This is a genomic window from Dolichospermum sp. UHCC 0315A, assembly GCF_008121535.1.
GTDB lineage: Bacteria > Cyanobacteriota > Cyanobacteriia > Cyanobacteriales > Nostocaceae > Dolichospermum > Dolichospermum lemmermannii.
The window spans coordinates 3,419,239-3,443,119 of the sequence record NZ_CP043056.1 but is presented as its reverse complement, the minus strand read 5'-3'; the positions used below and the strand labels follow the sequence as shown (position 1 = coordinate 3,443,119).

22 protein-coding genes are annotated in these 23,881 nt (G+C 39.9%); 11 read left to right on the top strand and 11 right to left on the bottom strand.

The features are described 5' to 3' along the window. The first annotated feature begins 99 nt into the window (after positions 1 to 99). The gene (gene tpiA, locus BMF77_RS16705; RefSeq protein ID WP_015080065.1) at positions 100 to 825 is read left to right on the top strand and encodes a triose-phosphate isomerase; all 726 of its coding nucleotides are present in this window, start codon (positions 100 to 102) and stop codon (positions 823 to 825) included. Positions 826 to 872: 47 nt separating this feature from the next. After that, positions 873 to 1,718, top strand: a complete 846-nt coding sequence (gene folP / locus BMF77_RS16700) for a dihydropteroate synthase (protein WP_148764340.1) — start codon at positions 873 to 875, stop codon at positions 1,716 to 1,718. Positions 1,719 to 2,053: 335 nt separating this feature from the next. On the opposite strand, the gene BMF77_RS16695 is transcribed toward folP, so the two are convergent. The 3 genes from BMF77_RS16695 to BMF77_RS16685 all read right to left on the bottom strand — a co-directional run bounded on the left by BMF77_RS16695 (position 2,054) and on the right by BMF77_RS16685 (position 5,151). Next, on the bottom strand, positions 2,054 to 3,379 hold the full coding sequence (locus BMF77_RS16695) for a tetratricopeptide repeat protein (RefSeq protein WP_148764338.1): 1,326 nt from the start codon (positions 3,377 to 3,379) through the stop codon (positions 2,054 to 2,056). Positions 3,380 to 3,500: 121 nt separating this feature from the next. Next, a complete protein-coding gene (locus BMF77_RS16690; protein ID WP_148764336.1) occupies positions 3,501 to 4,505 on the bottom strand; it encodes a DUF2207 domain-containing protein in 1,005 nt (334 codons plus the stop codon). Between the two features lie 160 nt (positions 4,506 to 4,665). Beyond that, a complete protein-coding gene (locus BMF77_RS16685; protein ID WP_148764334.1) occupies positions 4,666 to 5,151 on the bottom strand; it encodes a hypothetical protein in 486 nt (161 codons plus the stop codon). A 139-nt stretch (positions 5,152 to 5,290) separates the two neighbouring features. Between BMF77_RS16685 and BMF77_RS16680 the strand changes: the two genes are divergently transcribed. From BMF77_RS16680 to BMF77_RS16670, 3 genes are all read left to right on the top strand, one after another. Then, entirely contained in the window at positions 5,291 to 6,496 is a 1,206-nt protein-coding gene (locus BMF77_RS16680; protein ID WP_148764332.1) for an ATP-binding protein, read from the top strand. 135 nt (positions 6,497 to 6,631) lie between these two features. Then, positions 6,632 to 7,933 (top strand): RNA-guided endonuclease InsQ/TnpB family protein, encoded by a 1,302-nt coding sequence (locus BMF77_RS16675; protein WP_371735122.1) that lies wholly within the window; start codon positions 6,632 to 6,634, stop codon positions 7,931 to 7,933. A gap of 233 nt (positions 7,934 to 8,166) precedes the next feature. Then, positions 8,167 to 10,533, top strand: a complete 2,367-nt coding sequence (locus tag BMF77_RS16670; RefSeq protein ID WP_148764330.1) for a bifunctional serine/threonine-protein kinase/ABC transporter substrate-binding protein — start codon at positions 8,167 to 8,169, stop codon at positions 10,531 to 10,533. 890 nt (positions 10,534 to 11,423) lie between these two features. On the opposite strand, the gene BMF77_RS16665 is transcribed toward BMF77_RS16670, so the two are convergent. The 4 genes from BMF77_RS16665 to hisB all read right to left on the bottom strand — a co-directional run bounded on the left by BMF77_RS16665 (position 11,424) and on the right by hisB (position 16,537). Continuing rightward, a complete protein-coding gene (locus tag BMF77_RS16665) occupies positions 11,424 to 12,302 on the bottom strand; it encodes an SPFH domain-containing protein (protein ID WP_148764328.1) in 879 nt (292 codons plus the stop codon). A 276-nt stretch (positions 12,303 to 12,578) separates the two neighbouring features. Then, positions 12,579 to 14,018 (bottom strand): polysaccharide biosynthesis/export family protein, encoded by a 1,440-nt coding sequence (locus tag BMF77_RS16660; RefSeq protein ID WP_015080068.1) that lies wholly within the window; start codon positions 14,016 to 14,018, stop codon positions 12,579 to 12,581. Positions 14,019 to 14,411: 393 nt separating this feature from the next. Continuing rightward, positions 14,412 to 15,395 (bottom strand): ABC transporter ATP-binding protein, encoded by a 984-nt coding sequence (locus tag BMF77_RS16655; RefSeq protein WP_148764326.1) that lies wholly within the window; start codon positions 15,393 to 15,395, stop codon positions 14,412 to 14,414. A 536-nt stretch (positions 15,396 to 15,931) separates the two neighbouring features. Beyond that, a complete protein-coding gene (gene hisB, locus BMF77_RS16650; protein ID WP_148764324.1) occupies positions 15,932 to 16,537 on the bottom strand; it encodes an imidazoleglycerol-phosphate dehydratase HisB in 606 nt (201 codons plus the stop codon). Positions 16,538 to 16,551: 14 nt separating this feature from the next. Here hisB and BMF77_RS26815 point away from each other — a divergent pair, with 14 nt between their 5' ends. After that, entirely contained in the window at positions 16,552 to 16,719 is a 168-nt protein-coding gene (locus BMF77_RS26815; protein ID WP_168204451.1) for a hypothetical protein, read from the top strand. Here the strand turns inward: BMF77_RS26815 and fabI are convergent. Then, the gene (fabI, locus tag BMF77_RS16645; RefSeq protein ID WP_148764322.1) at positions 16,698 to 17,474 is read right to left on the bottom strand and encodes an enoyl-ACP reductase FabI; all 777 of its coding nucleotides are present in this window, start codon (positions 17,472 to 17,474) and stop codon (positions 16,698 to 16,700) included. The two genes, BMF77_RS26815 and fabI, sit on opposite strands and share 22 nt — an antisense overlap. A gap of 379 nt (positions 17,475 to 17,853) precedes the next feature. Here fabI and ntcA point away from each other — a divergent pair, with 379 nt between their 5' ends. Both ntcA and BMF77_RS16635 read left to right on the top strand, forming a co-directional pair. Next, positions 17,854 to 18,525, top strand: a complete 672-nt coding sequence (gene ntcA, locus BMF77_RS16640) for a global nitrogen regulator NtcA (protein WP_015080072.1) — start codon at positions 17,854 to 17,856, stop codon at positions 18,523 to 18,525. Positions 18,526 to 18,738: 213 nt separating this feature from the next. Then, positions 18,739 to 20,187, top strand: a complete 1,449-nt coding sequence (locus tag BMF77_RS16635; protein WP_148764320.1) for a DUF3084 domain-containing protein — start codon at positions 18,739 to 18,741, stop codon at positions 20,185 to 20,187. On the opposite strand, the gene BMF77_RS16630 is transcribed toward BMF77_RS16635, so the two are convergent. After that, positions 20,177 to 20,353, bottom strand: coding sequence for a hypothetical protein (locus BMF77_RS16630; protein ID WP_210422373.1), 177 nt, complete (start codon positions 20,351 to 20,353; stop codon positions 20,177 to 20,179). The two genes, BMF77_RS16635 and BMF77_RS16630, sit on opposite strands and share 11 nt — an antisense overlap. A gap of 28 nt (positions 20,354 to 20,381) precedes the next feature. Between BMF77_RS16630 and BMF77_RS16625 the strand changes: the two genes are divergently transcribed. After that, on the top strand, positions 20,382 to 20,804 hold the full coding sequence (locus BMF77_RS16625; RefSeq protein WP_015080074.1) for a pre-16S rRNA-processing nuclease YqgF: 423 nt from the start codon (positions 20,382 to 20,384) through the stop codon (positions 20,802 to 20,804). Between the two features lies 1 nt (position 20,805). Here BMF77_RS16625 and BMF77_RS16620 read toward each other — a convergent pair whose 3' ends face one another. Both BMF77_RS16620 and BMF77_RS16615 read right to left on the bottom strand, forming a co-directional pair. Continuing rightward, entirely contained in the window at positions 20,806 to 21,069 is a 264-nt protein-coding gene (locus tag BMF77_RS16620) for a DUF3146 family protein (RefSeq protein ID WP_015080075.1), read from the bottom strand. Positions 21,070 to 21,319: 250 nt separating this feature from the next. Next, positions 21,320 to 21,721 carry a DUF1830 domain-containing protein gene (locus BMF77_RS16615; RefSeq protein WP_148764316.1) on the bottom strand — a complete coding sequence of 134 codons (402 nt, stop codon included), beginning with the start codon at positions 21,719 to 21,721 and terminating at the stop codon, positions 21,320 to 21,322. A 582-nt stretch (positions 21,722 to 22,303) separates the two neighbouring features. Here BMF77_RS16615 and BMF77_RS16605 point away from each other — a divergent pair. Both BMF77_RS16605 and hypA read left to right on the top strand, forming a co-directional pair. Next, positions 22,304 to 23,482 (top strand): agmatinase family protein, encoded by a 1,179-nt coding sequence (locus tag BMF77_RS16605; protein WP_148764312.1) that lies wholly within the window; start codon positions 22,304 to 22,306, stop codon positions 23,480 to 23,482. Between the two features lie 6 nt (positions 23,483 to 23,488). Continuing rightward, positions 23,489 to 23,845, top strand: coding sequence for a hydrogenase maturation nickel metallochaperone HypA (gene hypA / locus BMF77_RS16600; protein ID WP_002798306.1), 357 nt, complete (start codon positions 23,489 to 23,491; stop codon positions 23,843 to 23,845). The last annotated feature ends 36 nt before the right edge of the window (positions 23,846 to 23,881 follow it).

Below are 23,881 nucleotides of genomic sequence, written 5' to 3'. Positions count from 1 at the left end.
ATTTCTGTGACTCAGTAAATTCTGCTTAGTGAATAGTCCTAAAAAAGTAGTACATTGAAAAGTGCATCTAGTAGCATTAAAATCTTGATTAAATCACCTGTGCGGAAAATCGTTATTGCTGGAAACTGGAAAATGTTTAAAACCCAGGCAGAATCCGCAGAATTTTTAAGCGGATTTTTGCCTCACCTGGAGGAAACCCCCTCAGAACGAGAAGTGGTATTATGTCCTCCCTTCACCGACTTAAGCCTGCTGTCCAAATCTTTACATGGTAGCCGTGTAAATTTGGGCGCACAAAACGTCCACTGGGAAGAACATGGAGCATATACAGGCGAAATTGCCGCCCCCATGCTCACGGAAATCGGTGTGCGTTTTGTCATTGTTGGACACAGTGAAAGACGGCAATTCTTTGGAGAAACTGACGTAACTGTCAATCTCCGTCTTAAAGCCGCCCAAAAGCATGGACTCACACCCATTCTTTGCGTTGGGGAAACTAAACAACAACGAGACGCAGGGGAAACAGAATCAATAATTAGCAACCAATTAAAAAAAGACTTGGTAGATATTGATCAAACTCACCTAATTATTGCTTATGAACCAATTTGGGCAATTGGTACTGGTGATACCTGTGAATCCAAGGAAGCAAATCGGGTAATTGGCTTAATTCGCAGTCAATTAACTAATCCCCTAGTTCCTATCCAATATGGCGGTTCAGTCAACCCGAATAATATTGATGAAATTATGGCACAACCAGAAATTGACGGCGCTCTCGTTGGTGGCGCTAGTCTAAAAGCTGATAGTTTTGCCAGAATTGTCAACTATCAATAATGGGGATTGGGGATTGGGGATACATCAATTAAAAGTTAAAAAATTTCATGTCTAACAACTTAACTATCCGAGATCACTGTTTTACCTGGGGAAAGCGGACTTATCTCATGGGAATTTTGAATGTCACCCCGGATAGTTTTAGTGATGGTGGTAAATTTAACACCACCTCAGCGGCTTTAACCCAGGCACAAGCAATGGTTTCGGCTGGTGCTGATATTATTGATATTGGTGGACAATCAACCCGTCCAGGGGCAGAACAAATATCCCTAGAAGCAGAACTTGAGCGGGTGCTATCTGTCTTGGAGTTGCTACGTCCAGTTATTGATATTCCTATTTCTATAGATACAACTAGAGCAGAAGTAGCCAAAGCCGCAATTACCGCTGGAGCAGATATAGTTAATGATATTTCTGCTGGTACATTTGACCCCCAAATGTTGCCAACTGTTGCTAGTTTAAATGTGCCGATTGTGTTAATGCACATCCGAGGAAAACCCCAAACTATGCAGAAATTCACAGATTATGAAGATCTAATCGCTGATATTTATAACTTTTTATCTGAGCAAATTACAAAGGCTACACTTTTGGGAATTGACAAAAATAAAATAATTATTGATCCTGGTATTGGTTTTGCGAAAAATCATCAGCAGAATTTAGAAATTTTTCGCCGTTTAGAATCATTAAAAACACTCAATTCTCCAATTTTGGTGGGAGCATCTCGTAAAAGTTTTATAGGTAATATTCTTCATCAACCAGATCCGAAATTGCGAGTTTGGGGAACAGCCGCAGCCTGTTGTGCAGCCATTTTCAATGGTGCAGATATCCTCCGAGTTCACGATGTTCAGGAAATGCAAGAAGTTACTTTAGTAGCAGATGCTATTTATCGTGAAGGTTAGGAGTCAGGAACAAGAAAGAATATAGAAACAGAAAAAGGGGTTGATGTTTAGAGGTTGTTTGATAGCGAAGCGTGGCGTTAGCCATAAAGTATTAGATGAAACCCATAATCTCTAAAAACCTAACCCTCCTGCCCCCTTCCCTACAAGGGAATGGGGTTTTCAAAGCCTCTCCCCTGCAAGGGGAGAGGTTTGGAGAGGGGTCAATTTATACTTCTAATTTGGGATAATTTATTTCTTGGAACTCCCTTGCGGTAAATCATTCAATTCATCCACGTCTGGTGTTGGCTTCACAATTTGTAGACTTTTCGACAATTATAAGGAAAATATGCTGAAATTTACTTATTATTTATCTCCCGAAGTAAATTAAGAGTAGACTGATATTCGGCTATTTTTCCTTGTTGTTGAAATAGTTCAGATGCTTTTTGTAAATCGGCAGTAGCCCCTTTTTCATCGCCTGATTCACGACGAGTAAGACCTCTATTTAAGTAGCCTTGTGCAAGATTAGGATTAAGACGTAAGGCTTGGTTGTAATCTTCCATCGCCTCTTTCACATTTTCTAATTGACTGCGGGCATTACCTCTGTTTATATAGGCTAATGCAATATTAGGATTAATCTGTATAGCTTGGTTATAATCTTCCATAGCTCCTTTCACATCTCCTGATTGAAACCGGGCATAACCTCGGTTATAGTGGGCTATTCCAAGGTTAGGATTAAGACGCAGGGCTTGGTTTACATCTTCAATTGCCCCTTTCACATCTCCTGATTGAAATCGGGCAAAACCTCGATTACTGTGGGATAATGCAATGTTAGGATTAATACGTAGTGCTTGGTTGAAATCTTCAATCGCCCCTTTCGCATCTCCTAAGTCAGTACGGGCAAGACCTCGGTTATTATAGGCTTCTACAGAGTTAGGATTAAGACGCAAAGCTTGATTCAAATCTTCAATTGCTCCTTTCGCATCTCCCGATTCACGGCGGGCAAGACCCCGGTTATTGTAGGCTTCTACAGAGTTAGGATTAAGACGCAAAGCTTGATTCAAATCTTCAATTGCTCCTTTGGTATCTCCCAATTCGCTGCGGGTAGAACTCCTTTGATTGTAGGCTTTTACAGAGTTAGGATTAAGACGCAAAGCTTTATTCAAATCTTCAATTGCTCCTTTCATATCTCCCGATTTACGGCGAATAACACCTCTGTTTACGTAGGCTTCTACAGAGTTAGGATTAAGACGCAAAGCTTTATTCAAATCTTCAATTGCTCCTTTCGCATCTCCCGACTGAAAGCGGGCAATGCCTCGATTGCTGTAGACTACTGCATCATTAGGATCAAGACTTAGGGATTTATTTAAATATTCCATTGCTCCTTTCTTATCTCCTGATTGAAAGCGAATAATACCTATGTTATTGTAAGCCTCGGCATCATTAGGATTAAGACGTAGGGCTTGGTTGAAATCTTCAAGCGCCCCTTTCACATCTCCTGATTCCAATCGGGCTTCACCACGCTTGATGTAAAATTTTGGATCTTGAGAATTAACTTGTACTAACAGTAATCTTGATTCTCTTCCTGACTCTAAAATATTCGGCACATTTTGAGCATCAACTTTAGAGCTATATAATATTGCTCCTAGTACAAAAACTAAAGTTGTTAATTTTGATAATTTCATTTTGTTTTCCTTTTTCAATTAAGAACTTTTCAGATTTATCAATACCTTCGCTATAGTGCAAAACATGAGAATTGCTACTAATAACTGCTACTTGAGATGAGGTGTAAATGCTAACTGGCTATCAACCGCCACCGCCGCCGCCACCACCGCCGCCGCCACCACCACCGCCGCCACCGCCACCACCGCCGCCACTACTTTCACTAATTACTGGAATCACCTGTTCAAACTCGTTATGGTATGGGCAGTTTGTGCAGTGGTGGGTTACTCTTTGCCTTCCTGTATGGGTAGTAGTTGCAGGAACTAATACTGTATAATTCCAGTTGAGCGTAAGTTTTTCACATTCAGGACATTTTTGATCATTGATTGCTGAAAATATGTAATGGGCAATTTTGGCAAAAATGATCAGAAATATAAAATTAGTTAAATTAAAAACTTTCCCAAAGTCGAAAAACCCGCGTTTTTGCCCATTAGCTTGAGGAATATTGAGAATTTCACTCTTGAATGTTACCTGAACTTCTAACTCTTCCTGGGGTGGAATAGCCTGATTTGCTACAAATTCCAATGTTTTTGGATTTACTTGACTGGCTGTAGCTGGTATACCAAAATTTTGAAAATCTTCGACTTTACCTGATAAAGCTTCTGGCAGTTGTACCCTAACTTTTGCTGCTTGAATTGGGGCTTTACGGTCAGCAAAAATGGCTTTCCAGTAAACTTGAGTATTATCACCATTAATATGCAGTCCACCAACTACACGATATTTAATTACAAAAATATGTGACTCTGGTGCTTTTAATTGATGTTGCCAACGAATCCAAAATTGATCATTGTCAATTCCAGTTTCACTAGGTAGAATTTGATTATTTTCTGAAACAGAGATATCCTTAATTTCATCAACTTTATCTAAAGGAATATAGCGATATCTTTGATTTGTCCAATCTGATGTAAAAACATACTTTTGTGTTTCCGTAACTAACATATCTCCGTTAGTTTGCACATCAATATTAACGTTGATATAGTCCCAATAAAAAGGAGGTGTTTGTGCGGTAGCATGATTGAGAGAAAGACCAATAGTGAAAAATAGAGCAATGCAAAATAGAGAGAATCTTCGGATAAGTTTAGTCCACATAATTTGATCCTTTATCTGATTTTCAAGAATTATTTATGAAGCGGAAATGTGAAATTTCCGCACAATAATCAAAGGTTTTTCTATGACTCAAATTCATAGCATTGAGAGCTTGAAAACTTTACTTTTTGACATAATTTTTCTGGTTTCAATTTTGAATTGTTTACAATGTGTCTTTGCTACCCAAATTTTTTTCTTCGGTGTCTGCAATATTGAGAAGTTCTATGATGTCTTTACGCGCCAAATCTGGATCTTTGTTTAGAGGTATAATCTTGTAGTAAAAAGTGGCATACATTCCTTCTTTAGAAACTGTAGCCCAACCGCTTGATATGTCATTAACTTTGCTTTCCAATTGCTTTGTTTTTTCTGCGTCTGGAGGTGTTTTAGAGATTCGAGAAAAAGACATTACAGCAATAACATCATTGTTACCAATCTTTCCAAGTTCTGGCACGATAAATCCATATTGAGTCCGATTACCCTCAACTCCAGCTAATATTGAAATACGTCCATCTTTTTGGACTTCATAATTCATACCTAAACGATCTAAGAAGGCTGTAATCGTCGAAGGTTTGGTTTGAGCAAATGCCTGAGTTGATAACAAACTCATAAGTGAAACTGTAGTAACAGCGGTTGAGATAAAACGCTTCATAAGTGTTTTCCGTCGTCCTTGAGGAATATACTTAATATCACTGATCGGAATTAAGTATTTCTAGTTAAGTTTCAGTTCACTACAAGACTGATCTAAAATTGAGCTTGACAGATTTAGCACAAGCCTCTAATAATCTCCCATGCCTAGTCTCAAACTCTCAGTTACCGGACTACAAATCATCAAACAAACTCGGAAAGAAAAAGGATGGACGATTGATAATCCTTGTTGGTTAGAAGCCGCGAGTCAAATTCTCGAACCCACACGGAACTGGGAAAATGCGGAAGTTTTTGCAAATGGTGTATCTTTACCTACCTGGAAACGGTTTCTGAAAGGTGATGCTATTGATGCCTCAGTATTCAAAGCGTTTTGTCAAATTTTGGGGCTAAATTGGCAAGACGTACTGGCACGTTCCCTGGATTTTTCTGGATCTAGTACATCCCAAATCCCTAATATTCCCTTATTCTTTGGGCGGGGTTATGAACTGCTAACTCTAACTCAAGCAATTGAACAAAAAATACCCTTGATTGTGATTACAGGGATGGGTGGTATTGGTAAAACGGCTGTAGCTTCAAAACTTGCCCAAGCTGTGCAGTCTAGGTTTCAACAAACGCTGTGGTTTTCTTTTCACCGCACCTTACCAACAACCGATTTGCCATTGCTACCACCGAAAACACTACTAATTTTTGATGGTTGGGATGGAATTCTGGGAGGCGATAGCTTCGCTCGCCGTAGGCATCGCGCTGGCAAATATCTTCCTGAATATGTTTCCTATAAAAGTTTTCTGGAATCGGTAGTGCAAACACCCCATGAAAGTTGCGTAATTTTGACCAGTCGTGAACAACCAGAAGGATTAAATAATTTAACGGCCAATGGTGCAGTTTTTTTGCCTTTGGGTGGACTAATGGAAGGTGCAATTGAGCTTTTACAGCATCATCGGCTGATATTTGATGCCGAACAATGGATGACATTGGTAAATCTATATGGTGGTAATCCATTATTTTTAAATATGGCAGCAAATTTAATTCACGAATTATTTGCTGGGAATGTGGGAGAATTTCTGGCTTCGGGAACTATTGTCACTGATGAATTTGAACCACTGGTGACGCAATGGCTTAAACACATTTCGTCTCTGGAACAAACTCTACTTAAATGTTTAGCTACAAATTCCCAGGGATTGACTCGTGAGGAAATACAATTAAAACTTATAAGCCATGCCTCAACAGGAAATATTTTATCTGCACTTTTATCTTTAAAAAGACGGGCATTAGTGGAAACCCTGAAAGTAAATACACAGGAATACTTTATTTTGCAGCCTGTTATTCTAAAATGTGTACAGCGTTTATAAATCTCTCGGTAAGCGTAAAACTCAGCGTCTTCAGACCTGAGATATAAGCGACTCGTGCGACTTTAGTCGCCTAAGTTCTTCTTGATTAATTTATCATTTTGTGAAATCATAAATATAATAGCGAAAATCCAAATCATGGTCAAAAATAAACCCTTAATGGGAGTTCAACAAGTCCTATTATCCCCTGATAAAGATACTAAAGCAATATTAGAGTATCTTTGTCAACAATCAGGTAAACTCTATAACTCAGGGGTCTATTTTGCTAGACAAACACTTTTCAAAACTGGTAAGTTACTCACTGGTAAATTCGACCTAATATATGAGTCAACTGTGAGCAAGACCAGATTAGCAAGTTCACTACCTTCGGTAGTTGCTCAACAAACACTAATCTCAGTAAGCGAAGCTTTTAAATCCTTTAAAGAATTAAAAAACAAGTTCAACAAAAGTGAGTTACTTTTTAAACCTAAGCCTCCTAGCTACCTTGAAGGATCTAAACTTTTTAAAGTTGCGTTTCCCAATACTGGAGCGGGTAAGCCAACTCTTGAAAATAATCAAATTAGATTTCCTTTAGGGTTGACAGTAAAAAGATGGTTTGGAATATCTGAATTCTTTCTCCTAATGCCAATTAACTTAGATTTCTCAAAGGTCAAAGAGTTGACTATATTACCCAAAAATGGGGCTTTTTACCTGGAGTTGTCTTATTTGGTTGAGAAAAAGATCACTGACTTAAATATTAGTGAAGCCCTATCAATTGATTTGGGAACTGCCGATAATTTAGCAGCCTGTGTAGACACTTTAGGAAATTCTTTTTTAATTGACTCAAGAAAACTAAAAGCTGACAATCAACTCTGGAATAAAAAAGTCTCTACTAAAAAAGAAGGCAAGTCAAGTGACTACTGGGACAGTTGGTTAGATCGAGTCACCAGAAAACGAAACCATCAAATGAGAGATGGGATCAACAAAAGTGCAAGGTTGATTATTGACCACTGCCTCAAAAATAAAATAGGTAACTTAGTTCTAGGTTGGAACGATGGGTTTAAACTGAATTCCAATATGGGTAACTTGAACAATCAAAAATTTGTTCAAATGCCATTAGGTAAGTTGAAAGATCGACTTAATCAACTGTGTTGCCAATATGGGATAAACTTTCATCTGACAGAGGAGAGTTATACTTCAAAATCGAGTTTTTTAGATGGAGACTCCCTACCCAAGTACGGTGTTAGCGAAGCGGGGCGAAGCCCAAAACCCCAAGGGTGGAAAGCATCTGGGAGACGAATTTTGAGAGGACTTTACTTAACAGGTGAAAAGTTTTTAGTAAATGCTGATCTTAATGGATCAGCGAATATCTTAAAAAAAGTAACGGGAAAACTTAAACTCAATTTAAGTAAACTCACTAGACGGTGTTTGACCACCGTAACGAGAATTAGATTAAATTAATTCTGTCTGTAGAATCTCAGTGTCTTTAGACCTGAGAGTGTCAATTACTTCTCATTTTTAGATGATGTTTAAAAACCTAACCCCCCTACCTCTCCCTAACCCTCTCCTAAGAGGAGAGGGAAGCAGAAAAACTTTTTTTAGCTGGGGGTTTCAAAGCCTCTCTCCTTGCAGGGGAGAGGTTTGGAGAGGGGTTGATTTGATTTATACACTAAAACCTTTTCAGGCATCCTCTTATGGCTTACTGTATCAATCCAGATTGTTCACAACGAAAAAATCCTGATAATTGTGCAGTATGTCAAGCTTGTGGAACAGCACTTTTACTGCAAAATCGCTACAGGCTGATCCATCCCCTACAACTTGAGACACATAGCTATACAGAAGTATTTGAAATCGAAGATTTACTTGAGCGCGAGCGCCCCAAGGTTCTCAAGTCACTAAAAAATGTCACACCTGATCTACTTCGATTATTTGAACAAGAAGTATCAATACTTACCGATTTACGACATCCTGGTTTACCTGTTGGTGAAACTATATTTCCACTTTTTTTGCAGACAAATCGCCAATTACGCTGTTTCGTGATGAAAAAAGTTCCTGGTGAAAATTTGCAGACTTGGCTATCTAAAAATCAATATTTAACATCATATAAAATAGCTTTAGATTGGCTTTATCAATTAGTTGAGATTCTCGAATTTGTACATAATAATAGTTTTTTTCATCGAGATATCAAACCTGCAAATATTATGCTTCGTCCTGATGGAAAATTAGTTTTAATTGACTTTGGTGCTGCACGTCAGTTGACCAAAACTATTGTTAATAATAAACCTGTAACAGTGATTATTTCAAATGGGTATACTGCACCCGAACAGATGCAAGGACAAGCTGTTCTTCAATCAGATTTCTACGCTTTAGGTCGGACTTTTATATATTTACTGACAGGGGTTGATCCGGCTCATGATAGTCGCGCTCGTTCCTACAATTGGTTTAAAAATATTAAAAATAAAAAAAATCCTCAAAGCTTAATTCATCTAATTCAAACGATGACGGATGCCGATCCACAGCGTCGTCCACCAACTGCTCAAGCAATTCTAGAAAAAATTGCCAATATTAAAAATAAAAAATATCCGCAGTTGCAATGGCGAAAATTCTATTTAATGATAGCTTGCGGTGTTTTGATTACCATCGGATCAAAACTAATTTATGAAAAAACAGCACTACCTCTGACCTGTGATAATGTTCTAGAAGATAATCTTAGTTGTGGTGAAGAAATCCTTATTCCTGATAACTTTACGGAATCAAATCAGCCGCCAGTAGAAAAGCGATCAGCAATTGAACAATATCGAGCTAAAAATTTTCCTGACGCTATACATTTATTTACAATTGCTTTCAATCAACAACCAGATCCAGAAACTTTAATTTATCTCAACAACGCCAAAATTCAAACGCAATTTACCACAGATAAAATTCATACGATCGCAGTTACAGTTCCACTTGGGCGTTCTACTATTAGAGGGTTGGAAATCTTGCGGGGTATAGCTCAAGCTCAAACTTTGATTCTGCAAAGTGGCCAGCCTTTACGGATTCTAATCGCTGATGATCATAATCGTGCAGATAGCAACACTGGCAATAATGCTCGTCGAATTGCCAAAAAATTGGTAAAGTATCGAGATTTACTCTCGATTGTGGGTCATTTTTCCAGTGATGCAACCAAACAAACGCTGCCAATTTATCACAAAGCAGGGGTAGTTTTAATTTCTGCAACTAGCACTTCTGATCGCCTCAAAAGTCCTATTTTCTTCCGTACTGTACCTAGCGATCGCATTGCGGCACAAAAAATGGCCACCTATCTCTTCTCGGAACTGCAACAGCGAAAAGCAGCAATTTTTTACAGTCAGGATAGTGAGTATGCTCAATCTTTATCAAGAGCGTTTCAAGAGGCTGCAAAATTACTGAAAGGGAATGTGATTAATCAGCAACCAGCTTTCAATCTGGCTAGAGATAATTTTGATGCGAAAGCGGCTTTAAATCAAGTCAAAACTCAAGGTGGAACGGCGATTGTCGTTATTCCTGATGCTGGAGTAGGATTACATAATGCCATTCCCAATGCTTTAAATGTCATACGATCAAATGTCAACCAAGCTTGGATTGTGGCAGGTGATAGTCTCTATAATTCTGACCTACTCAAAGCTGATAAAATTGTCTCACCACAGGGAATTGAAGGAACGGCGTTAGCGATTGCATGGCATCCCATGAATGATCCTAACTCGGCGTTTGTACAGCAAGCTCAAATCCTCTGGAAAATCCCCAAAAAAGCACTTGCTACCAATACTGAAATCTCTTGGCGAACAGCAACAAGCTATGATGCAGTATTAGTCTTAAACAAAGCCATCACACAAAACCCCACCCGCAGCGGCATTCAAAAAACTCTTACCCAACCACAATTCTCGGTTAGAGGGACAACTGGAGTAATTCAATTTGAGGAGGGCGATCGCAAATATGGCACAATTACAATGGTTGTGGTGCGTCGTCATTGCAATTCCAGTGAGTTTGTGTTTACGCCAAGCGATTTCACACTAAAAGACTGGAAAAATTGCGGAGAGTAGTAATTTTTATAAGGGAAATGCCGAAAACCCTTGAAGATGTAGCTGACTTAGGAAGCTACATCTGTGCTTTAGACAAGGGATGAAGGCTAGAGGCAGGATTTATTCTGCATTGACATTAATTTAAAAATTTGAAATAATTTCAAATTTTAATCCATATTCGTGAGACAATTAAATTGTCAGCAAAGACATTAAAAACCTACCGGGGGACTCTCGGAAAGTTACGCTTGTCAGAGATGATTCTGCCAGTAATGGCAAACAGGATCAGGGCAAGAACCCAAATATTTAAGGAACCCTGCCTGAATCTGGGATAACTGAGAGATATAGACTGAAACTCTCTATAGAATCCCCGCGTCTTTAGACGCGGGGAGTGTCAATCTGGAAATCACCTTCAAACGATTATAAAAAAGCATTTCAGTGTTTACAAAAAGGGAGGAGTTAAGAGGCAGGGGGGGCAGGAGGTTATGAGTATCAATTAAAACTTTATTTCTGGGTTTAAAGCTAGTATGTTAATTCTGTGTATTTTGGAGGGATTGTCTAGAAAATTATTGGTGTTACCGTAGTTTACACCGAAAGCATCTTTTCCAGGCACTTCCTCATGAAAATATGCGACACATTTTGTGCGTGAAGTCTTATGGGATAAGGGATTCAGAATTAACACACTAGGTGGAAGGTCTTCACTCTCATAAATATACAAATAATTTGGGATAATTTATTTCTTGGAACGCCCTAAAGTGATTTTACAGCAGCACACATATTGCGATCGCTTGGTTGCAACTTTTAAACAGGAAATTGGTTGAGTGAAATACAATAACTCCACCCCCAACCCCCTCCCCGCAAGTGAGGAGGGGGTTTATGAATGTATCTCATGCAAGTGCATACCGCTATATTCCCTAATTAAGTCCATTACCGTTACCGTTACCGTTACCTTTGCCATTACCGTTACCATTGCCTTTACCATGATTTTCTTGTACTGAATCGGAAATCAATTCCTGAAACATTTCTGTTGAGTTAGCAGGATCTACAAAGACAATTTTGGCATTATTGCTTTCACCTAATTTTTGACTAGCATCTACATAATCTTGGGCAACAAGATACCTTAAAATATCCTTACTTTCAGGATGATTCCGCAAGGCTTCTGAAATTATTTCTATAGATGTTCTAGTTCCTTCCGCTCGTTTAACTGCCGCTTGTCGTTCCCCTTCTGCGGCTTCTATAGCTGACTTTTTCTTAATTTGTGCGTTTTGTTGAGCTTCCATTGACTTGCGGACACTTTCCGGTGGAGTGATGCTCTGAATATCTAAACGGATAATTTCAATTCCCCAAGCGGCTGTAATTGAATTTAATACGCCTAATATGCTTCGGTCTATCTCGTCTCTAGACATATTAGTATCCTCTAAAGAATTCTGAGCGATATTTTCCCGGAGGGTAGTTGTGGCTAAGTTAGATAAGGCAGTTTGTAAATCATCAATGGCATAAAAACTTTTCTCAATATCTTTAATCCGCCAGTAAAGAATTGCATCAACTTCTAAGTAAACTCCGTCTTTAGTAATGACATTTTGGGGTTTAATATCTAACAACTGCTCTCTGGTTGTATCCTCCATCACAATCTGATCAAGAATAGGAACGATAAAGCTGATTCCCGGATTAAGTTTGCGATGATACCGCCCCAAGCGTTCAACTAAGGCCACATTCCCTTGATTTACCATCTTTGCAGATGCCAAGGCATAACCTACTAGAGCTAAAAATATGATAAAAATTATTGGGTCCATTGAATTATTCTCCTCCTTCAGCTTTGGGCAGAATTGATTATTAGGGTTATAGCTTGCAGTAAATTAAAATGGGTTAAGTGCGTAATTTCCCAATCAGTAACTATAAAATGATAAACCTGCGATCGCATTATAGGCGATCGCTACACCTCTAATCATAAATTGCTGAAAAAATAAACTCAGATGTATAATAGACATCCCCGAAAAAGATCGTAGAGACGTTCCATGGAACGTCTCTACAAGGGTTTCAAGTCACGTACATTTAATTCTCGGAGATCTCTAAAATCCAGTAGTGAATAGTCTGATAATCCCCAAAATAGTACCTAGAGGACCAGCTACAGTATTAACTCTATCACCAGTTTTAGCTAAACCGTTGCGATCAACTATGACAACATCATTGTTGCGAAGGATCGGATTGGTTTCCTCATTAATTCCTTTAGCTAAATCCACTTTAACTGGACGTTTAGTAACTGTACCATTGGTATTGAGGCGAATTAATTCTACAGTTCCTTTACTAGCTCTACTATCATTGAAACCACCAGCCGCTAATAATGCCTGATTTAAAGAACTATTCGGTTGTAGTTTTACTGCTCCTGGTTTTTTGACTTCACCCACTACACCCACTTCAATAGTATTTGGGGACAAAGTAGTTGTTGCTAATTGGGTAGATTCAGCGGCACTAATGTCCGTAGCTGTAGGAATGACAATTGTATCTCCATCCTGCACCACAATGTCTTGATTGATATCACCGCTTTGTAGTAATTCCCATAGATTAATATCTATAGTTTGTTCCGTACCAGTTCGGGTAGGACGGCGTAATTTAATCTTCCGCACATCCGCAATGGACGTAATTCCCCCTGCTAGTTGTAAACTCCGCATTACAGTTGGTAAACCACCACCAGCACCACCACCCTCTGCTCCACCTGCATTTCCAGCGGTAACAAGATAAGAACCAGGACGGTAAACTTGACCAATTACCACCACTGAGCGGGGTGAAGTTTGACTAGCGGCAAAATTAGCTGCAAATAAATTTCGGGCTTCAGCCACATTCAAACTGGTAGCTGTGGGGACAACGATGGTATCTCCATCTCGTAAAGTAATCTCTTGGGATATTCTGCCTGTTTGCGTTAATTCCTTTAAGTCCAAGGAGACTGTCTGCTCTCCAGAACGTCCTACCTTGCGGCGTAATTGTACTTGAGTCACATCTGCTGCCAGTGTCACACCTTGGGCTATGGTTAATGCAGCTAATACCGTTGGATATTGGACACCGGGGTTATTCCCTGCTCCTCCTTCTAAGCTGAGGGTATAAGCACCTGGTCTTGTTACCTCTCCCGCAACAAATACATTGATGGGACGTGGTGATAATAAGTTGACGGAAATCAGGGGACGTTTGAGAAAGCGAGCATATTTTCTGGCGATTGTATCAGCAGCTTGTTCTGTGGTTAGTCCCGAAACAGGGATACTGCCAATTAAAGGCATATTAATTGAACCACCGGGAGGGACTTGATATTCACCTGTATATTCTGGTACTTCAAATACATTAACACGGATGCGATCGCCGCCGCCTAATAAATAATCTGTAGCGATACTACTGGATGTTGATGCTACTGGCTGTCTTTGTGCCAAACTCACAGATGGCAAAATGATATTCACTGTTGTTAACAATGCTAAACCCATCGTTGAGTGGGTGAGAAATTTACACAAATCTTTATTAAGCATATTTACCTGAGAATTGAAAATGGCGATATTTAGAGTTATTCGGAAACATTTTAACATCGAGTATACTGAAGAATCGTAGTGACTCAACAATTTTATTTTCTAATAAATCTTTAGTTTTCCGGACATAAATAATTTGTTGCGTAAGGAATTTGATTTTAAATCTTCTTTGAGGTTAGGAAATATTTTCAGTGCTTTTTGCAGGTTAAGTTTCCTAACTTATAACAATTTTCGATCCTATATTAACAACAAATTTATCAACTGATAGTACAGTCATAGCCCTAAATTGATCAGGAAGTATTAACACATAAGTAACTGATTTTTAGAATGATCAAATAATTCGCAAAAATTACTACTTATGGGTGATTCATTCCTCTTATTTTCTAGTTGTTTGTGCTAATTAAGGGGATGATTTCGGATTTGAATTTGATGGATAAAAAACTCTTCTAGAGATTGACGTGACAGATTCATAGTGATAATTTTTCCCCCCATTAATCTCAAACTAGACAGAAAATCATAATAATCTTCTTGGAGTATACCCTGCCAAGAACCATCAGCCCCAAATTCTAAATTACCTATCCATTTTTTCAAGATTTCCCCGTCTCCGCCTTGACCTTTAACATGATAGGTGTTTTGATTCCCTAAAAGTTCACTGAGAGAACCGCAACAGATTAATTCTCCTTGAGCAAGAATAGCCACGCGATCGCAAATTTGTTCAACTTCACTCAACACATGACTATTAAAAAATATGGTTTTACCAGATGCTTTCAGCGAAAGAATAATTTCTCGCATTTGGTAGCGTCCCAGCGGATCAAGTCCAGACATGGGTTCATCTAAAAAAACCAAATCCGGATCATTAATTAAAGCTTGTGCCATTCCCACACGCTGAAGCATCCCTTTAGAATAGCGCCGCATTTGCTTTTTGCGAGCATCAGCTTGAGATAACCCCACTAATTCCAACAATTGGGGAATGCGTTGACGTTGTAACTTTTGGGGAATTTGAAATAAACCCGCTGTCAACTGCAAAAATTCCCAACCGCTCAGATATTCATATAAATAGGAATTTTCTGGGAGGTAGCCAATATGCTGCTTGACTTTAGCGTTGCCTATGGGTTTACCTAACAATAAGCCCCGTCCAGATGTAGGGCGAATAATTCCCAGCAACAATTTTAACAGCGTGGTTTTACCCGCACCATTGGGACCCAACAAACCAAAGGTTTCTCCTGGGTACACTTGTAAAGAACAGTTTTTGAGCGATACAACTTTTTGATTGAGCCAAAATCCCGTGCGATAGACCTTTCGCAATTCAGAAGTCAGGACTACGGGTTGTTGATCTAGGGGATTTTGTTGATAATCGGGGTTGTCTACAACAGAATTCATGGGGATGAAACTACCAACTACTGACTATTTAGAGCTAACTACAGATTAACCGATGCTGAGGATTTTTATAAGAAAACAGGGTGAAAACCCCATAATTGACACCTAAAAATCCCAAAATTTTTTAGGTGTTGATGTCTTTTAAGCCGGGAATGAAAGCCTTCTGGGGATTTATCCCCCAGTGACAAATTGATTATATTTGATGTTATAATCTCAATCAACAGGAAAGGTAATCAACCTGTCTAAAAACCTAACTGCCTAACGGTAATCTGTACCTTGACAATTAAATCTATGCGGTTCTATTGCATTGTTCTAGTTTCCTCCTCGCAGTAGGTAAAAGATTTATAGGAGCTAGACGAATCAGAATTTTGAAACAAATCGTTTCTAGTTAAACAGGACTTGCAGCAATGCAACTACGGTCGGGCAGACCGAAAGTTAACGCTTGAGGAGAGTCCCACCTCTGGGCTGGATAACGCAAGGAGTCTAGTTTAAGTGGTCTCGTTGAACCAAGAATCCCTGTGTCTTTAGACCGGGGAGTGTCAAAACACACCTTTGGAACTAGGAATTGTTTCTGCCCGTCGGGAATCAATTTCCACCGCCATTCGTATTGCTCTAGCAAAGGCTTTGAATGTAGCTTCAATAATATGATGGGAATTAATTCCATCCAATTGGCGAATATGTAACGTCATTTGGCTATGATTCACCAACGCCACAAAAAACTCCCGCACTAGCTGGGTATCATAAGTTCCCACCCGTTGAGTAGGAATTTCTAAATCATAACTAAGATGCGGTCTACCAGAAAAGTCTAAAGCCACTTGTACCAAAGCTTCATCTAGAGGTGCAAGAAAATTCCCAAACCGGACGATTCCCTTTTTACTACCCAAAGCTTGGAATAAAGCCTGTCCTAAAGTAATTCCCACATCTTCGTTAGTGTGGTGATCATCAATTTCCCAATCACCTTGAGCTTGAATATCCAAATCAAAAAGCCCATGGGAAGCAATTTGATGGAGCATATGATCTAAGAAGGGAATACCTGTAGAAACTTTACATATCCCTGTACCATCAAGATTGATAGTAACGTAAATATCTGTTTCCCCAGTAGTGCGGTGAACTGAAGCTATCCGAGAAGTTTGTTTGTTGGTCATTTGTCAGTTGTTAGTTGTCAGTAGGGGCGAAGCATTTGGAAGATAAATTATCGATCATTGCCAAAAATAGTTCTCCAAATGCTTCGCCCGTACAGTTGTCAGTTGTTAGTTGTCATTGGAAAAATTCTTTCTCCCTGCTCCCCTACATCCCCCACATCCCCTACATTCCCATAATTTCATAACCTGCATCTACATACAGGATTTGTCCAGTAATACCGCTGGCTAAATCACTGCACAAGAAAGCCGCAGTATTCCCTACTTCTAATTGAGTAACGGTGCGACGGAGAGGGGCGACTTTTTCAACATGATGAATCATATCTAGAATACCACCCACGGCTGAAGATGCTAAGGTGCGAATGGGACCTGCAGAAATGCCATTGACGCGAATATTTTCAGGACCGAGTTCTGCTGCCAAGTAACGAACACTGGCTTCTAAACCAGCTTTAGCCACACCCATGACATTATAGTTAGGAATTGCTCTAACTGCTCCTAAATATGTAAGAGTAATAATACTTCCGCCTTGAGTCATTAAAGGTTTGGCTGCACCGCTTAACTGTACCAGTGAATAAGTGCTAACTTCCAAAGCTGTATTGAAACCAGAACGAGAAGTTTGACTAAAACCTCCAGTCAAATCTTCTTTTTTTGCAAAGGCTAAACAATGCACTAAAATATCTATTTTCCCCCATTCTTGCCGGATGGTTTCAAAAGTAGATTGAATTTGCTCGTCATTTTCAACATTGCAGGGCAAAAATAGGCTAGGACTGAGCGGTTCTACCAATTCAGAAACTTTTTTTTCCATTTTACCCTTGTCATCTGGCAAGTAGGTAATGCCCAAATTAGCCCCGGCTTTGTGCAGTTGTTGGGCAATTCCCCAAGCGATAGAACGGTTGTTGGCAATACCTGTAACTAGGGCATTTTTTCCAGATAGATTCAGCATAAACATTGCTAATGTAATTCATCATTAGGAGCATACTAGAATCTGAGTCTAGTTTGACTGTGTTGGGCTAGAGATTTTCCAAAATACTCCAAGCATAAGCAGTAAGCCCCCAAAAAACCATGACCATGTTCACAAAAATTCTCAAGAAATTGGCAATTTTTAGAGGCAAAACCTTGAGACTATAATTAGTGAAACTACTTATCAATAATTACCAGCTAAACGGAACAACAATTATGTATCATTATAAACGAAAGACTAGGAATTCCGCGTTTGAGTATAGGAAAAAACAGAAAATTTAATGATGATCTATTGATTTTTCAGGTGTATTCTTAGGTAATTAGTTTTTGTTTTTCTGGCATTGGGTAGGGGAAGGGAGAAAATGATAGTGACACAAGATAAAGCCCTAGCAAATGTTTTTCGTCAAATGGCAACGGGGGCTTTTCCTCCAGTCGTGGAAACATTTGAACGGAATAAGACGATCTTCTTTCCGGGAGATCCTGCCGAACGAGTTTATTTTCTTCTCAAGGGTGCTGTAAAACTGTCGAGAGTCTATGAGGCAGGAGAAGAAATAACGGTAGCTCTGCTCCGGGAGAATAGCGTTTTTGGCGTGCTGTCGTTGCTGACAGGGAATAAGTCTGATCGATTTTATCATGCAGTGGCATTTACCACTGTAGAATTACTTTCAGCCCCAATTGAACAAGTCGAACAGGCACTGAAGGAAAATCCAGAATTATCCATGTTAATGCTGCGAGGTCTTTCTTCGCGGATTCTTCAGACGGAGATGATGATTGAAACTCTTGCTCACCGGGATATGGGTTCAAGGTTAATTAGTTTCTTGTTAATTCTTTGTCGAGATTTTGGCGTTCCTTGCGCTGATGGCATTACCATTGATCTGAAGTTATCCCATCAGGCGATCGCTGAAGCAATTGGCTCTACTCGCGTGACAGTCACTAGACTGCTGGGAGATTTACGCGAGAAGAAAATGATTACAATCCATAAAAAGAAGATTACTGTGCATAAACCTGTTGCTTTAAGTAAGCAATTTACTTAGAAATTATGGGGGAATGGAGTTGGCACGGGTTCTATTTTTGAGGTAGTGCGGTCTTGGGATCTCTCCAAGCAGAACAACTACCGTAGAGATTCAACCGTTAATTTGGAGGAAGATCTCAAAATTGGATAATTTCTACTTTTGCCTAACTCCATTTACCCACAGACAATGGTTAAACGTAGTAGGCTGGATCAGTCAGCATTACGGTAGCTAAAAATGACCACCGGGTACATTCTGATTGCAGCAATTCTCATTTTGGGAGGCGTAATTGCCACCGTGGGCGATCGCATCGGCACACGAGTTGGCAAAGCCCGTCTCTCACTTTTTAATTTACGTCCGAAAAAAACTGCTGTAATTGTCACTATTTTTACAGGTGGTCTAATTTCTGCATCAACTTTGGCAATCCTATTTGCGGCTGATGGCGGATTGCGAAAGGGCGTATTTGAGTTAGAGGATATTCAAAGAGATTTGGGGAACAAGCGGGAACAACTAAAAACCGCAGAGGCGCAAAAAAACCAGGTAGAGAGTGAGTTAAATCAAGCCAGACAAGAACAAAGTCAGGCACAACAAGAATTACAGAAAATTAATAAATCATTACAGGCAGCAAATACTAAACAAAAGGCTACACAAGCCCAACTCAATCGCACTCTGAACCAGCAAGCTAAAACTCAAGCCCGACTTAATCAAACTCAAAGTCGTCTTGGGGGAATTGTGATTCAGTATCAACAAGCTAGAAATGAATTACAAACTCTTTACAATCAGCGACAAACATTACAAACGGCGGTGGAAGAGTTAAAAACGGAACGAAAAAGATTATACGCCCAAGCTAAAGAAGCTATTGATGAAGCAAAGACGGTGATTGAAAAACGCGATCGCAAAATTACTAAATTAGATAAACTTATTCAAAATCGTAATCTCGAAATTAAACAGCGGGAAGAAGTTATTATTACTAGAGAATCTCGCTTGAAAGAATTAGAGAAACAACAACAATTTTTAGAGCAGGAAGTAGCCAGACTAGAAAAATATTATCAGTCCTACCGTGACCTCCGCTTAGGTAAACTAGCTTTAGTGAAAGGTCAAGTGATAGCCGCAGGGTTAATTACTGTGGACAAGCCTGATGCGGCACATCAGGCAATTATGCAAATTCTCCAGGAAGCTAACCGCAATGCCAATATTCAGTTAACTGAACCTGGTGGTACACCAGTAAATAAAGAAATACTCCGTGTTACCAAAGATAAAGTTGAGCAGTTAATTGCACAAATTAAAGATGGTCGAGAATATGTAGTGCGAATTTTCTCCGCAGGTAATTATGTCAGAGGTGAAAAGCAAATAGAATTCTTTGCAGACGCAGCGAGAAATCAACTCGTATTTTCATCAGGTGAAGTGCTGGCTACTACTACAGCGGATTTAAAAAATATGACATCTGAACAAATGCGTCAACGCCTAGATTTACTAATTTCCGCTTCTCAATTTCGCGCCCGGAACGCGGGAATTGTCGAAAGTGTCCAAATAGAAGGCACTTTTCTGCGCTTTGTTACCCAACTACAGCAGACGGAACAGGAAGTAGAAATTAAAGCCGTAGCCGCAGAAAATACTTATACTGTGGGTCCGTTGAGAGTCAAATTAGTAGCCATTTTGAATGGACAAATTCTTTTTAGCACCTGACAAAGTAGGGGAAGTAGGGGAGGTAGGGGAGGTAGGGGAGGTAGGGGGAGAAAGAATTTTTCCAATGACAACTGACAACTGACAACTGTACGGGCGAAGCATTTGGAGAACTATTTTTGGCAATGACCGATAATTTATCTTCCAAATGCTTCGCCCCTACTAACAACTGACAACTGACCAATGACAACTGACCAATGACTAATACACAACCTGTAATTTTAGGATTTGATCCTGGTCGTGATAAATGTGGGATTGCCGTGATGGGATTGGATAGACAAATATTCTCTCATCAAGTTGTATTGGCAAATGAGGCGATCGCTAATATTGAAACACAACTGCAAAGATTCCCAGTGTCCTTAATTGTCATGGGAGATCAAACAACAGCTAAAAAGTGGAAACAGCAACTTAATCAAGAATTAAGTAAACCCACCAATATCATTTTGGTTGATGAACGTTATTCCACTTTACAGGCACGCGATCGCTACTGGCAGATGTATCCACCCCAAGGCATCATCAAACTATTACCCAAGGGTTTGCGTCAACCGCCCAGGCCAATAGATGACATTGTAGCCATTCTCCTGATTGAACGATATCTCAACCGACTAACTGACAACTAATTTACAATTCAGCCCGAATTGTGAAAGCATAATCCCCCCCAGGTTCTAACTGATAGTCCTGTTGTTCTAAAAACCGCCCTAGAGGTTCTTTGATTAAAGCACGACCTTGGGAAGGCTTTACAGAAAGTTCTCCCCGGCGGAAATGCCACTGGAAATGCCATTGAAAATTACCGGCGCTAACTTCACCTTCAAGAAAGCCTTGTTGCCAAGATTGGCGGGTAATTTTCACATAAGCAGTAGTTTCTGGCAGACGTTTAGCACTCACGCTTGTTTGATGTCACGGATGGGATAAAGGACAATTATTTATAGGGTTACTTATTCTATGTACCAAAAATAGCTTAATTTTACAAACTAATAAAAACAAGATATGTTAGCAAGCCCTAATTAGTCCACCCCAAATAAAAAAGGTTGCTGAATTGCTGCAACCCTAATGTTTAGCAGTATTGTGTTTTTAATCAATAGATGCCAATTCAACGGCTTTTAACACTCTCAGAGTCTTTTGACACTGAGATTCTTTAATCAATGAGCTTTACGCTTACCGGACATTTCTGTAAAGATTTTGTCGTATCTAGAATTTTTTTATTATTTTCCGACCTGATCGGATTACCATTACCAGAATTTATGCTTGGAGATGAGTTCTCTTCTGTCTCATCATTGCTAGGTTCATGGATAATCAGGGTATTGCACGGAATCGTATCTGATATAATAGCACTGGCCATCATCCCAGTATGAACTTCCATTTGTGCTTCTGGAAGAACTTCAAACACCAGCCTTTGTCCGGGAAATACAACCCTTTCAAAATACCAATTGGGAATATTGGAGATACGAGTCACCTGGATCTTACTCGTAGCATTGACGTAGCAACAGAGAATCTTCCCCGAATGCTCTGGTGGTAGAGGATCTAATATCTGAGCCATAACTGCTGAGGAGCTTATTTGCGCCACAATTTTACATTACATCAGTAAAGCTAACACCCGATGATCCCGAGTAACTGTAACTGTGACTACCAACTGCAATTTTCTGCATTATTTCTATCTAAAGATATATAGAGATTCTGCGGACAGAATTAATTTAATTTAATTCTCGCTACGATTGCCAAAGATCGTCTACTGAGTTGATTAAGTGATAGACTCAACTTTGCCGATACTTTTCTTAGGGACTTCCAAGAAATAAAATCCCCAAAGATTTATTGTAGTGCGGGCATCTTGCCCGCTAATCATCAAGGACAGGCATCCTGCCCATCCCACAAAATTGGGTAATTTATTTTTTGGTGTTCCCTTAAAATATTAGCTGCTCCGTTCAAATCTGCATTTACAATTGAACCATCGCCCGATTCATACAATCCACGCTTAACACGCTTTCCTGATGCTTTCCACTTACCGCGAGGTCCTATAAAAAATATTACCAAAAAAAGATAAAATTGAATTAAATTAATCAGAATCTGAAGTGGTGAAAAGATGAACTATAATATTGTATTTTGAGGTAAAATGATGTCCGAGATGTCCGAGCAATCTACTTTTCAACCCCCTCATGTAACCGAAGCTGAACAGGCCTTAGAAAAAGAACGCCATTTGCCCCTAACGGGCTGGCAACAGGAAGTTTCTCAGGGGTTAACCTACGGTTTAGAGGCGGCCGATAGTATCCGCGATCGCAGTATTCCCACCTTTTCCAGGGGTGAGTTACCCCACTATGCGGGAATTAATACCTTTATGAAAGCCCCCTATTTGGAAGATGTGCGGAATGTGGGCAATTATGATGTGGCGATCTTGGGTGTTCCCCATGATTCGGGGACGACTTACCGACCCGGAACCCGTTTCGGACCCCAGGGAATTCGGCGGATTTCGGCCCTTTATACGCCCTACAATTTTGAATTAGGGGTAGATCTGCGGGAACAAATTACTCTCTGTGATCTGGGGGATATTTTCACCATTCCTGCTAATAATGAAAAGTCCTTTGATCAAATCTCCAAGGGGGTTGCCCATGTCTTTAGTTCGGGCGCATTGCCGATTATTTTAGGGGGTGATCATTCCATTGGTTTTCCGACAGTGCGCGGTATTTGTCGGCATTTAGGGGATAAAAAAGTCGGGATTATTCATTTTGATCGCCATGTGGATACCCAGGAAACGGATTTAGATGAACGGATGCACACTTGCCCCTGGTTTCATGCCACCAATATGAAAAACGCTCCTGCCAAGAATCTCGTCCAATTAGGGATTGGCGGTTGGCAAGTTCCCCGTCAAGGCGTTAAAGTATGCCGCGATCGCGCCACTAATATTTTGACCGTCACCGACATTGTGGAACAAGGCATTGATGCCGCCGCCGAATTTGCCTTAGAACGAGCTTTAGATGGTACGGATTGCGTTTGGATCAGTTTTGATATTGATTGCATTGATGCCGGTTTTGTCCCCGGCACGGGTTGGCCGGAACCTGGCGGTTTATTGCCCCGTGAAGCCTTAGCTTTATTAGGCAAAATTATCCAAAAAGCTCCCATTTGTGGCATGGAAGTGGTGGAAGTTTCCCCTCCCTACGATATTAGTGATATGACTTCTTTGATGGCTACCCGTGTTATTTGTGATGCGATGGCCCATCTGGTTATTTCAGGTCAATTACCCCGTAAAGAAAAGCCCTATTACATTCATCCTGAAGCCAATCTAGCCGTTGACGAACCCTGGCAGTGATTTCCTATGCACGAAACTGATATGACCAAGGCGTTAATTATGACAGTTCGAGATTGGTATGATAGCCAACCTGAAAAGCTCAAAATTGAAAAAATTCATCTCATGGTTGGTGAATTTACCTGTGTCGAACCGGTCAGTTTACAATTTGCCTTTGAAGTTCAAACTGCCAATACTTTTCTTGCAGGCGTGGAATTAGCCATTAAAAATATTCCCCTAATTGCTTATTGTCATTGCTGTCAAAAAGATTATCAACCCCAAATTGGCCAGCAATATTCCTGCCCAACTTGTCGATCACCGATGGAGGATATTCGTTCAGGTCGAGAGTTAAAAATTGACCACATTGAATATTCTTTAGTTTCTTAAACGGAGTTGGGCGATCGCCTCTACCAGCTTAATTAT